Consider the following 13309-nt stretch of genomic DNA (forward strand, 5'->3'; position numbering starts at 1 on the left):
TGCACGCGGGCGCTCAGACCTCCAGGTGCCGCAGCCGGGCGTCCAGCAGTGCCGGGAAGCGCTTGTACCAGGTCTGGTTGAGTGGCGAGGGGTGCGGCAGCGGGTGCAGCACCACGCGGCGGGTGCGGCGGCCGTCCTCGCTGTGCAGCTCGACCTCGGTCTGCGCCTGGAAGCGGTCCTCGCGCGCCCAGAACGCCTCCAGCGCCGCGCTCACCTCGCGCGGCTGGTCGATGCCGAACCACAGGAAGGCTTCGCGGCCGAGGGTAAGGATGGCGTGGCCGCGCCACTGTTCGAGCAGCAGGCGCCGCATCAGCGGATGGAAGCGGCGCTTCACCGGCATCGACCACGCCTTGTTGCCCACCGGCTTGTACGGCACGGTGTTGAGCCAGAAGGCGACGCGGCCGGCCTCGAGCCCGGCGGCGAAGTCGGGCATCTCCGCGCCGTGGTGCAGGTGCCGGTACAGCGCCTTGCGCACCAGTTGGCCGCCGCTGCCGACGAAGGGCGCGCCGTGTTCCACCTCGCTGCGGCCCGGGTCGCGACCGAGGATGCACACCTTCGCATCGCGGCGGCCGAGGCCGATGATGGGATCGAGCGGATCCTTGCCGCAGGCGGCATAGGCCGCGGTATCGATGCCGTCGGTCTGCGCGGCGAGCGCGCGGAAGCGGGTGCGGAGAGCGGGGGAGAGGGCCATGGAGCGTGTGCGAATCGGTGGGGAATCCAGGCTAGCGCAGCGGCGATGGTGGCTGCGTGCGGGCTTCCACGCGAGAGCGGTGTGCGCTCCTTGTGGGAGGGACACCAGTCCCGGCAAGCGAGGATGTCAGCCGCGCTTTGAGCTTCATTCGTCGCGGCTGAAGCCGCTCCCACAGGGAGTGGATCGGGTGTCCTTGTGGGAGGGACTTCAGTCCCGACGCCGGATGGTGTCAGCCGGCATCGGGCTTCGCTCGTCGCGGCTGAAGCCGCTCCCACAGGGAGTGGATCGGGTGTCCTTGTGGGAGGGACTTCAGTCCCGACGCCGGATGGTGTCAGCCCGCATCGGGCTTTGCTCGTTGCGGGCGAAGCCGCTTCCACAGGGAGTGGGTCGGATGTCCTTGTGGGAGGGACTTCAGTCCCGACGCCGGCTGGTGTCAGGCGGCATCGGGCTTTGCTCGTCGCGGCTGAAGCTGCTCCTGCCCGTGGCGACGTGCTACGCCCCCTGCTCGCGTGCGATCGCGCGCCAGCCGATGTCGTGGCGGTGGAACTCGCTGGCCCAGTGAATCTGCGTCACGCCGGCGTAGGCATGCCGCTGCGCCTCGGCCACGCTGTCGCCCAGCGCCGCCACGCACAGCACGCGGCCGCCGGCGCTGAGCACCCGGCCCTGCCCGTCCAGCGTGGTGCCGGCATGGAACACCTTGGCGTTGCCCGGCACCGCGTCCAGGCCGGTGATCGCTTCGCCGGTGACAGGCGTCTCCGGATACGGCGCCGCCGCCAGCACCACGCCCAGCGACGGGCGCGGATCCCATTGCGCCTCGGTGGCGTGCAGGCGTTCGTCGAGCGCGGCCTCGAGCAGGTCGAGCAGGTCCGACTGCAGACGCAGCATCACCGGCTGCGTTTCCGGGTCGCCGAAGCGCACGTTGAATTCGATCACCTTGGGCGCGCCGCTGGCGTCGATCATCAGCCCGGCGTAGAGGAAGCCGGTGAACGGCACGCCGTCGTCGCGCATGCCGCGCACGGTCGGCTCGACCACCTCGCGCATCACCCGCGCGTGCACCTCGGGCGTCACCACCGGCGCCGGCGAGTACGCGCCCATGCCGCCGGTGTTGGGGCCGGTGTCGCCGTCGCCGACGCGCTTGTGATCCTGGCTGGTGGCCATCGGCAGCGCGGTGTGGCCGTCGACCATGGAGATGAAGCTGGCTTCCTCGCCGTCGAGGAATTCCTCGATCACCACGCGCGCGCCGGCGTCGCCGAAGGCGTTGCCGGAGAGCATGTCGCGCACCGCGGCCTCGGCCTCGTCCAGCGACATCGCCACGATCACGCCCTTGCCGGCGGCCAGGCCGTCGGCCTTGATCACGATCGGCGCGCCCTTGTCGCGGACATAGGCCAGCGCGGCCTCGACCTCGGTGTGCACGGCGTAGAACGCGGTGGGAATACCGTGGCGCTGCAGGAAATCCTTGGCGTAGGCCTTGCTGCCTTCCAACTGCGCGGCGGCAGCGCTGGGGCCGAAGATGCGCAGCCCGGCGGCGCGGAAGCGGTCGACCACGCCCAGCACCAGCGGCACTTCCGGGCCGACCACGGTCAGTGCCACGCCTTCGTCCAGGGCCAGCGCGAGCAGTCCGTCGAGGTCGTTGACCTTGACCGGCACGTTGCGGCACTTGGCCTCGCCGGCGGTACCGGCATTGCCGGGCGCCACCAGCACTTCGTCGACACGGGGGGACTGGGCCAGCTTCCAGGCCAGGGCGTGTTCGCGGCCGCCGGAGCCGATGACGAGCAGTTTCATCGCGGAATTCCAGATTGCAGGGGAAAGGGGAACGGCTGCGCCGGGCGCGCGCGCCTCACGTGCAGCCTTCGCGCTGCAGCGCCTCGGGGAAATGGTAGGTCCAGGTCTTCGCGTCCAGGGCGAAGCGGTGGCTGCGCTGCACCGGGCGCTGGCCGCACTCCGTGCCGGTTTCCTCGATCAGCAGCGGCCAGACGCGGGCGGCGTGGTCGCGGTCGTCGAAGCGCAGGGCGAAGTCGATGGCGAACTGGCCAGCCTTGCAGTCCGCGGCCGCATCGGCGGCATCGCAGTCGGCGGCGGCGCTGTTGTCGATGTGGCTGCGCACGCTGCCGGCGTCCACCAGGCCCTTGGGGCCGGGTAGGATCAGGGTCTGCGATTGCAGCGCGTAGCCCTGGCCGAACCAGCCGTCCTCGACGCGGAACCCGTAGAAATCGCTGCCGGCGCGGACGATGCCGACCTCGCCGGGCTGGCCCTGGCTGCCGTAGGTGCCGCCGGTGCGCTCGGCGGCGACGGCGAAGCCCTGGCCCTCGGGGCGCAACACGTAGAAGTCGATGGTGCCCGGTTCGGGATGGCCGGCGTCGCGCAGCGCGCCGCACACCGCCAGCAACTGCTGCCAGCCGTCGCCGGTGACCACCGGCTGTTCGGCGCACACCTGCCAGTCCACCGCATGGCTGTCGCCCCCCTGGGTCCATTGCCCCGGCCAATGCCCGGCGAGCGTCGCGGCGCTACCGTAGCGTTGCTGCAGGAACGTCTGCAGGCGCGCGGTGCGGCTGACGTGCGCGGGCGCGGCGGCGCTGGCGGGCGCGGCCGCAGGTGCGGCGCTGGGGGCGGGGGGCGCGGCCGGCGTGCAACCGCCCAGCACGAGGGCACCGGCCACGGCCAGCACGGCGAGCGGACGGGGCACGACAGCGGACAGGCGCATCGCTGCAGACCTCAGTGGCGGAAGTGGCGCACGCCGGTGAACACCATGGCGATGCCGTGCTCGTCGGCCGCGGCGATCACTTCGGCGTCGCGCATCGAACCGCCCGGCTGGATCACCGCCTTGATGCCGGCCGCGGCGGCGGCGTCGATGCCGTCGCGGAACGGGAAGAACGCATCGGAGGCCATCACCGAGCCCTCCACGGCCAGGCCGGCGTCGGTGGCCTTGATCCCGGCGATACGCGCCGAGTACACCCGGCTCATCTGCCCGGCACCGACGCCGATGGTGCGGTGGTCCTTGGCGTAGACGATGGCGTTGGACTTGACGTACTTGGCCACCTTCCACGCGAACAGCAGGTCATCGAACTGCGCCTCGGTCGGCGCCAGCCGGGTCACCACCTTCAGCGCATCGCGCGGCACCACGTGCGCGTCGCTGGTCTGCAGCAGGATGCCGGAGCCGACCCGCTTGCTGTCGATGCCGTAGGCGCCGTCGCCGGCGGGGATGCGCAGCACGCGCACGTTGGCCTTCTTCTTGGCGTACTCCAGCGCGGCGTCGTCGTAGTCGGGGGCGATCAGCACTTCGACGAACTGGCGGTCCAGGATCGCCTGCGCGGTGGCCGCATCCAGGCGCCGGTTGAAGGCGATGATGCCGCCGAAGGCGCTGGTCGGGTCGGTGGCGTAGGCCAGTTCGTAGGCATCGCCGCAGCCGGCGCCGACCGCCACGCCGCACGGGTTGGCGTGCTTGACGATGACGCAGGCCGGCGCATCGAACTGGCGCACGCACTCCCAGGCCGCATCGCTGTCGGCGATGTTGTTGTAGGACAGCTCCTTGCCCTGCAGCTGGGTGAAGGTGGCCAGGGTGCCGGGCGTGGGGGAGAGGTCGCGGTAGAACGCGGCCTGCTGGTGCGGGTTCTCGCCGTAGCGCAGTTCCATCACCTTGACGAAGCTGGAGTTCATCTGCGCCGGGAACGCGCTGCGCGTGGGCACGGCGGCGTCGCTGGCGGTGACCGCGGACAGGTAGTTGCTGATCGCCGCGTCGTACTGGGCGACGCGGTTGAACGCGGCCACGGCCAGGGCGAAGCGTTTGGCCGCCGACAGCCGGCCGTCGTTGGCCTCCAGCTCGGCCAGCAGTTCGGCGTACTGCGCCGGGTCGGTGGCCACCGCCACGCGGGCGAAGTTCTTGGCCGCCGAGCGCAGCATCGCCGGGCCGCCGATGTCGATGTTCTCCACCGCGTCGGCGAGCGTGCAGTCGGCCTTGGCGGTGACCGCCTCGAACGGATACAGGTTGAGCACCAGCAGGTCGATCGCGGCGATGCCGTGCTCGGCCATCACCGCATCGTCGGTGCCGGCGCGGCCGAGCAGGCCGCCGTGCACCAGCGGGTGCAGGGTCTTGACCCGGCCGTCCATCATTTCCGGGAAGCCGGTCAGTTCGGACACGTCCTTCACCGCCAGCCCGGCCTCGCGCAGCGCCTTGGCGGTGCCGCCGGTGGACAGCAGTTCGACGTTGCGCGCGGCCAGCGCGCGGGCCAGGTCGATCAGGCCGGTCTTGTCGGAAACGGACAGCAGCGCCCGGCGCACGGGCAGGAAATCGGAGGACATGGGGCAGGGCGGGGGCAGCGGAACGGGCCGCCATTGTAGGCGCTGAGGCCCGCCGACGCCCGGCCGGGCGGGCCTACGGGCCTGCGGATCGCGTGGGCGGCGGCGCTGGCACACGGTGTGCGCGCCTCGCCGTGGAGCCGCGCGCGCGGTGCGTGCGGACCGTGCAGAACACCTGCGCCGTGGCTTCGGCCGCGCGCGCAGCCGCTGCGATGCATTAGGCTGTCGCCGCCCCGCCCTCGCCGTCAGGACCACGCGCGTGTCGATCTATGCCCTCAAAGGACGTTTCCAGGACCTGCTGCGGCCCGGCGTGCGCGTGCTGTACCGGCTCGGCGTCACCGCCAACCAGGTGACGGCGGCCGCGGCGCTGCTGTCGCTGCTGGTCGCCGCGGTGGTCTACACGCAAGGCGCGGCGCAACCGCTGTGGTACGCGCTGCTGCCGCTGTGGATGCTGCTGCGAATGGCCTTGAACGCGGTGGACGGCATGCTGGCGCGCGAGTTCGGCCAGCAGTCGCGGCTGGGCGCCTACCTCAACGAACTATGCGACGTGGTCGCCGATGCGGCGCTGTACCTGAGCCTGCTCGGCGTGCCCGGCGTCGGTGCCGGCTGGCTGTGGCTGATGGCGCTGACCGCGGCGTTGACCGAATATGCCGGCGTGCTCGGGCTGATGGTCGGCGCCAGCCGCCGCTACGATGGGCCGATGGGCAAGAGCGACCGTGCCTTCGTCATCGGCGTGCTGGGGCTGCTGCTGGCCGGCGCCTGGATCGGCGCGGCGACGGTCACGGCCGTCGCCATGGCGGTGGCGCTGTTGTGCGCGGCGACCGTGCTGCGCCGGGTCGCGGCGGGATTGCGCGAGGCGGCGGCACGCGCGTGAGCCGGGCGGCCGGCGTGGCCGCGACGGACAGGGATTCAAGACAGACAAGGAATCGGCAACGGATGCGGCAGGTCAACGAAAGCGAATTCGCCAGTTTCGACGGCACACGAGTGTTCTACCGGCATTGGCCGGCCACGACGCCGGCGGCGCCGCCGCGGGCGGTGGTGCTGCTGCACCGTGGCCACGAGCATTCCGGGCGGGTCATGCACCTGGCCGAGGAACTGGGCCTGGACGAGTGCGCGCTGTTCGCCTGGGATGCGCGCGGCAACGGCCGCTCGCCCGGCGCGCGCGGCGACGCGCCCGGCTTCCCGGCGCTGGTGCGCGACCTGGACCGCTTCGTCGCGCACATCGGCGAGGTCCACGGCATCGCCGTGCAGGACATCGTGGTGGTGGCGCAGAGCGTGGGCGCGGTGGTCGCCAGCACCTGGGTGCACGACTACGCGCCGCCGCTGCGCGCGCTGGTGCTGGCCTCGCCGGCGTTCAAGGTCAAGCTGTACGTGCCATTCGCGCGGCCCGGGCTGGCCCTGATGCAGACGCTGCGCGGCAACTTCTTCGTCAACAGCTACGTCAAGCCGCAGTGGCTGACCCACGATCCGGCGCGGGTCGAGAGCTATCGCAACGATCCGCTGATCACCCGGCCGATCTCGGTGCGGGTGTTGCTGGGGCTGTACGCGGCGGCCGACCGCGTGGTCGGCGATGCGCAGGCGATCACCGTGCCGGTGCAGCTGCTGGTGTCCGGCAGCGATTTCGTGGTGCACCGCGGCCCGCAGGACCGTTTCTACGAGCGCCTGTCCTCGCCGGTGAAGGAGCGCCACCTGCTGCCCGGTTTCTTCCACGACACGCTGGGCGAGCGCGATCGCGCGCCGGCGCTGGCGCAGATCCGTCGCTTCGTGCGCGAGCGCTTCGCCGAGGAACCGGCATTGCCCAGTCTGCGCCACGCGCACCGCCGCGGGCCGACCTTCGAGGAGGCCGAGCGCCTGGCCTGGCCGCCGCAGCGCTACAGCCTGCAGGACCTGCGCTGGCGCGGCGTGCGCGCCGGCCTGCGCGTGGGCGGGCGGCTCTCCGAAGGCATCGCCCTCGGCCTGCAGACCGGTTTCGATTCCGGCAGCACGCTTGACTACATCTACCGCGACCAGGCGGCCGGGCACGGCCCGCTGGGGCGGATGATCGACCGCAACTACCTGGATGCGATCGGCTGGCGCGGCATCCGCGTGCGCCGCCAGCACCTGCATGAGCTGCTGGGCCTGGCGATGCAGCGGCTGCGCGCCGCCGGCCTGCCGGTGCGCGCGCTGGACATCGCCGCCGGCCACGGCCGCTACGTGCTCGAAGCGCTGGCCGGCGGCAGCCAGCGCGCCGACGCGATCCTGTTGCGCGATTTCAGCCCCTTGAACGTGGCGCAGGGTCGCACGCTGATCGCCACGCTCGGCGCCACCGACATCGCCCGCTTCGAGCAGGGCGATGCCTTCGACCGCGATGCGCTGGCCGCGCTGCAGCCGCGGCCGACGCTGGCGGTGGTGTCGGGCCTGTACGAACTGTTCCCGGACAACGACCAGGTGCTGCGCTCGCTGCAGGGCGTGGCCGCGGCGGTAGAGCCGGGCGGTTACCTGGCCTACACCGGCCAGCCCTGGCATCCGCAGCTGGAGTTCATCGCCCGCGCGCTGACCAGCCACCGCGGCGGCGCGGCCTGGGTGATGCGCCGGCGTACCCAGCAGGAGATGGACGAACTGGTGCGCACGGCCGGCTTCCGCAAGCTGGAGCAGCGCATCGACGAGTGGGGCATCTTCACCGTGTCGCTGGCGCAGCGGATCGCGCCATGAGCGCCGCGGCCGCGCGGCCGTGGCGGCGGGCGCTGGCCTGGCTGGCGCTGCTGGGGCCGTTCTTCTTCCTCAGCTACGGCCTGGCCAACACGCTGGCCGCGCGTCGCGCCGCCGTGCCGTCGCTGCCGTTCGCCTGGGAAACCCAGATCCCGTTCTGGCCGTGGACCATCGTCCCGTACTGGTCGATCGACCTGTTCTACGTGATCTCGTTCTTCGTCTGCCGCACGCATGTCGAACTGGACACGCATGCGCGGCGTCTGCTCACCGCGCAACTGCTGGCGGTGGGCTGCTTCCTGCTGTGGCCGTTGCGCTTCAGTTTCGAGCGGCCGCCGACCGAGGGCGTGTTCGGCTGGCTGTTCGCGGTGCTGCTCGGCTTCGACAAGCCGTTCAACCAGGCGCCGTCGCTGCACATCGTGCTGCTGGTGGTGCTGTGGGTGCGCTATGCGCAGCACCTGCACGGGCTGGCGCGACTGGCCCTGCACGGCTGGTTCGCGCTGATCGGGCTGTCGGTGCTGACCACCTACCAGCATCACTTCCTCGACGTGCCCACCGGCCTGGCCGCCGGCTGGCTGTGCGTGTGGCTGTGGCCGGAGCGCATCGCCGCGCCGTGGCGCGCCGCGGCACCGGCGCGCGATCCGCGGCGTTGGCGCCTGGCCGCGCTGTACCTGCTCGGCAGCGCGGCCTGCGTGGCCGCCGCACGCGCGCTCGGCGGCGCCGGCTGGTGGCTGCTGTGGCCGGCGCTGTCGCTGCTGCTGGTGGCGCTCAGTTACGCGCTGCTCGGCCCACCGGGCCTGCAGAAACGTGACGACGGCCGCCTGAGCCTGGCCGCGCGCTGGCTGCACGCGCCGTACCTGGCCGCCGCCTGGCTCAACTCGCGTGCCTGGACCTGGCGCGATCCGGCGCCGCGCGAGATCGCCGACGGCGTCTGGCTCGGGCGCCTACCCGGCCGCGGCGAGCGCACGCGCTTCGCCACGGTGGTCGATGTCAGTGCGGAACTGTCGTTGCGCGAGGCGCAGGCGCACGACCGCGTGGTGCCGATGCTTGACCTGGTGGCGCCGCCGGCGGCGGCCTTGCGCGCGGCCGCCGACGCGATCGCGGCGGCGCGCACGCACGGCGCGGTGCTGGCCTGTTGCGCGCTGGGCTATTCGCGCAGTGCGGCCGCGGTCGCCACCTGGCTGCTGCGCAGCGGCCGTGCCGCCACGCTGGACGACGCGCTGGCCCTGTTGCGGGCGCGCGCGCCACGCATCGTGCTGGGACCGGCGCAGCGTGCCGCCATCGCCGCCGCCTGCACCGCGCCGCCGGCGTCGCTGCAGGCGCAGGAGCTGCCGGCATGAGCACGCCGCTGGAACTGCGCACGATGGCGGCGGTGCTGCGCCAGGGGGCGCCGCTGGATCGGCTGTCGCTGCTGTTGCTCGCGCTGACGGTGGCACTGGCGGCGTGGTACGCCGGCGGCGGCGCGCTGCTTGCGGTGGTCTGCTGCGGCGTCGCCGCGTTGGCGGGCCTGTTGCAGCGCTATTGGGCGGCGCGGGTTGGCCTGGACGTGGCGTTGCTTGAGGCAGTGCTGGCCGAACCGGACCTGCCGCGCGCCGGTGCCGACCTGGACGCGGTCCTGCAGCGGTTGGGCCTGCTGCGCACGCTGCCGCCGCCGCGCGATTGGCTGGCGCGCTGGCAGGGCATGCGCCGCCTGCTGCGGCGGCAGCTGCTGTGTTTCGCCCTTCAGGTTCTGTCACTGCTGCTGGCACTGTGCTCGGCGCCCGCGGGCTGGGGAGCGCTGCGATGACGCGAACGCCGACGCCACTGCTGCCGGCCAGCGTCGATCCCGATCACGCGGCGCTGTGGCAGCGCCTGCAGGCCGATGGCTTCGGCGAGGGCGACGCGGCGTTGCCGCCGTTCGAGCGCCGCGTCGCCGAGGAGGCCGGCGTGTCGCTGCCGCTGGCCGCGCACCTGGTCGAGGAATACCGGCGTTTCTGCTTCCTGGCCTGCGTCGCCGGCGAGGAGATCACGCCGAGTCCGCTGGTCGATCAGGCCTGGCACGCGCACCTCACCGACACCCGCGAGTACTGGCAGCGGTTCTGTCCGCAGGTCCTGCGCCGCACCCTGCACCACCATCCCGGGCGCGGCGACCCGGCCGACGCCGCGCGCTTCCAGGCCCAGTACGCGGCCACCCTGGCGCAGTACCGGCACTACTTCGGCGAACCGCCAACGGCGTGCTGGCCGGCGCCGGCCGGCACGCGGCCGCCCGCGCCGGCACCGCGCCAGGCACGCACGCGCCGCACCGCGCCCACGCGCGGCGGCATCGCCCTGTGGGGCTGGATGCTGGGCGTTGCCCTGCTGTTCGCGGTGCTCTGGCAGCGCCACGGCCCGCTGTCGCCGCTGCACTGGCCGGGACCGCCGTTCCTGCTGCTGTTCCTGGCCGGCATCGGCCTGGCCTGGAGCCTGGGCGCGCGCCTGCGCCTGGCCGTGCGCGGACTGCGCCGCGCGACGCTCGATACGCCATTGGACGCCACCGAACTGGCGTATCTGGCCGGCGGCAGCGAGCGCGTCGCCGACCAGCAACTGGCCCTGCTGCTGGCGGCCGGCGCGGTGCGCCTGCAGGCGGAGCCGCACGTGCGCCGCCAGGCGCGGCTGCAGTCCAACACGGTCGCGGTACCGCCGACGCTGCAGCGCGCGCTGGCGATCGTGCGCGCGCACCCCCAACTGCAGCAGGCGCTGGCCGCGCTGCAGCGCGACGCCGCGCCGCTGCGCCGGGCGCTGGTCGCCAAGGGGCTGTGGCTGGGCCATGGACAGGCGTTGTGCGCACGCCTGTTCGGCGCCGCACCGTTGCTGGCGCTGTGGATGGTGGGCCTGCTGAAGCTGCGCATCGGCCTGCAGTTGCAGCGCCCGATCGGCTTTCTGGTGGCGGCGATGGTGGTGGTCGCGGTCGTTGCGCTTGGCTTCCTGCTCACGCCGCCGCGGCGCAGCGTCGCCGGCGACGCGCTGCTGGCCGAGCGCGATGCGGCCTGGCGCGATGGCGTCGCCGCTCCGTCGCCGGAGCCGGGTTCGCATCTGGCGCTGCCGCTGGCCCTGGCCGGCACCAGTGTGCTGATGACCACGCCCTGGACCGATTACCACGCCTTGCGTTCGCCGCTGCCCAACGGTGCTGGCTGTAGCGCTTCGACCAGCAGTTGCGGTGGGGGAGGTGGCAACAGCGACGGCGGCAGCAGTTGCGGCGGTGGTGGCTGCGGCGGCTGTGGAGGCGGCGACTGATGGCCGCTTCGACCTGGCAGGCGCGGCGCGCGCAGTGGCGTGCGCGGCTGGCGCTGGCGCTAAGCGCGCGCGGAGCCACGCCCAACGGCGTGTCCTGGACCGGACTGGCGTGCGCGGTGCTGGCGGCGCTGATGTTCGCCCTGGCCTGGCGCGAGCCGCCGGCCAATGCCGCCGCGCTGCTGGTGCTGGCGGCGCTGGCGCTGCAGGCGCGGCTGCTGTGCAACCGCCTGGACGGGTTGCTGGCGCAGCAGGCGCAGATGATCGGCCGTGCCGGGGCGGTGTACAACGAGGCGCCGGACCGGTTGTCGGACGTGGCGGTGTGCCTGGGCGTGGGCTATGGCCTGCAGCCGGTGCGGGGCGTCGGCGCGGAACTGGGTTGGGCCGCTGCGCTGGTGTGCGTGGGCACCGCCTACGTGCGCATGCTCGGCCTGGCCTGCGCGGTGCGCGAACCGTTGCAGGGGCCGATGGCGCGCGTGCAGCGCATGCATTGGCTGTCGCTGGCCGCGTTGGCGGCGGCCGCTGCATTGCTGCTGCAACACGCCACACTGGCCTACATGCTTCTTGCCGTGGCGCTGGCGCTGCTGATCGCCGCCGCCACCCTGACCATCGTGATTCGCGTGCGCGCCATCGTGCGCGAACTGGAGTGGAAATGATCGCCCGTCTGATCGCCCGCGGCTGCAGTGCCGCGATCCGTCTGCTCACCGGCGCACGTGCACTGTGGCGCGGCTGCATGCCGTCCAGCGAGCGCCGCGTGTACTACGGCAACCACGCCAGCCACGGCGATTTCGTGCTGATCTGGTCGTCGTTGCCGGCAGCGCTGCGACGCGAGGTGCGGCCGGTGGCGGCGGCCGACTACTGGCAGCGCGACGCGTTGCGCCGCTACCTGATCCACGCGGTGTTCAACGGCGTGTTGATCGAGCGCGATCCGCAGCAGCGCCAGCGCGATCCGATCGCCTGCCTGTGCGAGGCGGTCGACGGCGGCGGCTCGCTGATCCTGTTTCCGGAAGGCACGCGCAATACCGAGGAGGGGCTGCTGCCGTTCAAGAGCGGTCTCTATCACCTGGCGCGGCAGCGTCCGGAACTGGAGTTCGTGCCGGTGTGGATCGACAACCTCAAGCGTGTGATGCCCAAGGGCAAGTGGCTGCCGTTGCCGTTGCTGTGCACCACCACCTTCGGCGAACCGCTGCGGCTGGGCGCCGGCGAGGACAAGCAGGCGTTCCTCGATCGCGCGCGCGCGGCCTTGTTGGCGCTGGCGCCGGAGCAGGCGGAGGCCGCCCGATGAATCCGATCGCGCTGAGCGAACACCTGCAGCAATCCTCGCTGCGGCAACAGACGGTATGGCTGTTCCTGGGCATCGCCACGGTGCTGGTGGTGGCCACGCTGATCGCCGAGACCCTGCGCTGGCGGGCGCGCGAACGGCCCAGTGCGGTGCTGGACAACCTGGTGGCGCGGATCCGCGCCTGGTGGGTGATGGCGACGGTGGTGGCGCTGGCGTTCGCCTTCGGGCGGCTCGGCGTGATCGTGCTGTTCGCGCTGGTGTCGCTGTTCGCGCTGCGCGAGTTCATCACCCTCACTCCCACCCGGCGCGGCGACTACTACGCGCTGCTGGCCGCGTTCTACGTGGTGCTGCCATGGCAGTACTGGCTGGTGTGGAGCGACTGGTACGGCCTGTACACGCTGCTGATCCCGGTCTACGCGTTCCTGGTGCTGCCGATCCTGTCCACCATCGGCGGCGACACCACGCGCTATCTGGAGCGCACGGCCAAGGTGCAGTGGGGGCTGATGATCAGCGTGTTCTGCATCTCGCACGTGCCGGCGCTGCTCAACTTGCGCATTCCCGGCTACGAGGACCGCAACCTGCTGCTGTTCGCGTTCCTGGTGATCGTGGTGCAGTCCTCCGACGTGCTGCAGTACGTGTGGGGCAAGCTGCTGGGCCGGCACCTGATCGCGCCCAGGCTGTCGCCGTCCAAGACCGTGGAAGGTTTCGTCGGCGGCATCCTCTCGGCCAGCCTGCTCGGCGCGGCGCTGTGGTGGATCACCCCGTTCTCGCCGCTGCAGGCGTTCGCGCTGGCGCTGGTCGCCAACCTGATGGGCTTCTTCGGCGGTCTGGTGATGTCGGCGATCAAGCGCGACCGCGGCATCAAGGACTGGGGCCACATGATCGAAGGCCACGGCGGCGTGCTCGATCGACTGGACTCGGTGTGCTTCGCGGCGCCGGTGTTCTTCCACCTGATCCGCTATGGGTGGGTGTGAGGGGCGGGGAGTGGGGGATGTGGGAATTGGGGATTGGTTGGAGCGTCGCGCGGTGCGAGTGTTGCGCCTGCGTGGGAGCGGCTTCAGCCGCGATGCTTTACCGGGGGCGGGGTACGGCCTGTTCCTTATTAACAA

12 protein-coding genes are annotated in these 13309 nt (G+C 72.1%); 8 read left to right on the forward strand and 4 right to left on the reverse strand.

Annotated features, from left to right (window positions below; genetic code table 11):
• Positions 1-13: 13 nt before the first annotated feature.
• The 4 genes from CEK65_RS10200 to purH form a co-directional block, all read right to left on the reverse strand.
• Positions 14-691 carry a uracil-DNA glycosylase family protein gene (locus CEK65_RS10200; RefSeq protein ID WP_152181634.1) on the reverse strand — a complete coding sequence of 226 codons (678 nt, stop codon included), beginning with the start codon at positions 689-691 and terminating at the stop codon, positions 14-16.
• Positions 692-1183: 492 nt separating this feature from the next.
• Entirely contained in the window at positions 1184-2473 is a 1290-nt protein-coding gene (gene purD, locus CEK65_RS10205; RefSeq protein ID WP_152181635.1) for a phosphoribosylamine--glycine ligase, read from the reverse strand.
• A gap of 55 nt (positions 2474-2528) precedes the next feature.
• The gene (locus CEK65_RS10210) at positions 2529-3392 is read right to left on the reverse strand and encodes a hypothetical protein (protein ID WP_193312707.1); all 864 of its coding nucleotides are present in this window, start codon (positions 3390-3392) and stop codon (positions 2529-2531) included.
• Between the two features lie 11 nt (positions 3393-3403).
• Entirely contained in the window at positions 3404-4987 is a 1584-nt protein-coding gene (purH, locus tag CEK65_RS10215; protein WP_152181636.1) for a bifunctional phosphoribosylaminoimidazolecarboxamide formyltransferase/IMP cyclohydrolase, read from the reverse strand.
• 256 nt (positions 4988-5243) lie between these two features.
• Between purH and CEK65_RS10220 the strand changes: the two genes are divergently transcribed.
• From CEK65_RS10220 to CEK65_RS10255, 8 genes are all read left to right on the forward strand, one after another.
• A complete protein-coding gene (locus CEK65_RS10220; protein WP_017911013.1) occupies positions 5244-5858 on the forward strand; it encodes a CDP-alcohol phosphatidyltransferase family protein in 615 nt (204 codons plus the stop codon).
• 62 nt (positions 5859-5920) lie between these two features.
• The gene (locus CEK65_RS10225; RefSeq protein WP_152181637.1) at positions 5921-7675 is read left to right on the forward strand and encodes a bifunctional alpha/beta hydrolase/class I SAM-dependent methyltransferase; all 1755 of its coding nucleotides are present in this window, start codon (positions 5921-5923) and stop codon (positions 7673-7675) included.
• Positions 7672-9009 (forward strand): phosphatase PAP2/dual specificity phosphatase family protein, encoded by a 1338-nt coding sequence (locus tag CEK65_RS10230; protein ID WP_152181638.1) that lies wholly within the window; start codon positions 7672-7674, stop codon positions 9007-9009. The genes CEK65_RS10225 and CEK65_RS10230 overlap by 4 nt, the downstream gene beginning before the upstream one ends.
• Complete coding sequence (locus tag CEK65_RS10235; RefSeq protein ID WP_152181639.1) at positions 9006-9455, forward strand: hypothetical protein; 450 nt, start codon at positions 9006-9008, stop codon at positions 9453-9455. The genes CEK65_RS10230 and CEK65_RS10235 overlap by 4 nt, the downstream gene beginning before the upstream one ends.
• Entirely contained in the window at positions 9452-10921 is a 1470-nt protein-coding gene (locus CEK65_RS10240) for a TIGR04222 domain-containing membrane protein (RefSeq protein ID WP_152181640.1), read from the forward strand. Before CEK65_RS10235 ends, CEK65_RS10240 begins: the two co-directional genes overlap by 4 nt.
• The gene (locus tag CEK65_RS10245; protein ID WP_152181641.1) at positions 10921-11574 is read left to right on the forward strand and encodes a CDP-alcohol phosphatidyltransferase family protein; all 654 of its coding nucleotides are present in this window, start codon (positions 10921-10923) and stop codon (positions 11572-11574) included. The genes CEK65_RS10240 and CEK65_RS10245 overlap by 1 nt, the downstream gene beginning before the upstream one ends.
• The gene (locus tag CEK65_RS10250; RefSeq protein ID WP_017909397.1) at positions 11571-12203 is read left to right on the forward strand and encodes a lysophospholipid acyltransferase family protein; all 633 of its coding nucleotides are present in this window, start codon (positions 11571-11573) and stop codon (positions 12201-12203) included. Before CEK65_RS10245 ends, CEK65_RS10250 begins: the two co-directional genes overlap by 4 nt.
• Positions 12200-13174 (forward strand): phosphatidate cytidylyltransferase, encoded by a 975-nt coding sequence (locus tag CEK65_RS10255; RefSeq protein ID WP_017916454.1) that lies wholly within the window; start codon positions 12200-12202, stop codon positions 13172-13174. Before CEK65_RS10250 ends, CEK65_RS10255 begins: the two co-directional genes overlap by 4 nt.
• The last annotated feature ends 135 nt before the right edge of the window (positions 13175-13309 follow it).

Origin of the sequence: Xanthomonas sp. LMG 12459, from assembly GCF_009192905.1 — a bacterium.
Lineage (GTDB): Bacteria > Pseudomonadota > Gammaproteobacteria > Xanthomonadales > Xanthomonadaceae > Xanthomonas_A > Xanthomonas_A sontii.

What these genes read in the sequence shown, in the direction of transcription:
- CEK65_RS10200 (WP_152181634.1), bottom strand. Translation starts at nt 691, where the DNA reads ATGGCCCTCTCCCCCGCTCTCCGCACCCGCTTCCGCGCGCTCGCCGCG.
- purD (WP_152181635.1), bottom strand. Translation starts at nt 2,473, where the DNA reads ATGAAACTGCTCGTCATCGGCTCCGGCGGCCGCGAACACGCCCTGGCC.
- CEK65_RS10210 (WP_193312707.1), bottom strand. Translation starts at nt 3,392, where the DNA reads ATGCGCCTGTCCGCTGTCGTGCCCCGTCCGCTCGCCGTGCTGGCCGTG.
- purH (WP_152181636.1), bottom strand. Translation starts at nt 4,987, where the DNA reads ATGTCCTCCGATTTCCTGCCCGTGCGCCGGGCGCTGCTGTCCGTTTCC.
- CEK65_RS10225 (WP_152181637.1), top strand. Translation starts at nt 5,921, where the DNA reads ATGCGGCAGGTCAACGAAAGCGAATTCGCCAGTTTCGACGGCACACGA.
- CEK65_RS10230 (WP_152181638.1), top strand. Translation starts at nt 7,672, where the DNA reads ATGAGCGCCGCGGCCGCGCGGCCGTGGCGGCGGGCGCTGGCCTGGCTG.
- CEK65_RS10235 (WP_152181639.1), top strand. Translation starts at nt 9,006, where the DNA reads ATGAGCACGCCGCTGGAACTGCGCACGATGGCGGCGGTGCTGCGCCAG.
- CEK65_RS10240 (WP_152181640.1), top strand. Translation starts at nt 9,452, where the DNA reads ATGACGCGAACGCCGACGCCACTGCTGCCGGCCAGCGTCGATCCCGAT.
- CEK65_RS10245 (WP_152181641.1), top strand. Translation starts at nt 10,921, where the DNA reads ATGGCCGCTTCGACCTGGCAGGCGCGGCGCGCGCAGTGGCGTGCGCGG.
- CEK65_RS10250 (WP_017909397.1), top strand. Translation starts at nt 11,571, where the DNA reads ATGATCGCCCGTCTGATCGCCCGCGGCTGCAGTGCCGCGATCCGTCTG.
- CEK65_RS10255 (WP_017916454.1), top strand. Translation starts at nt 12,200, where the DNA reads ATGAATCCGATCGCGCTGAGCGAACACCTGCAGCAATCCTCGCTGCGG.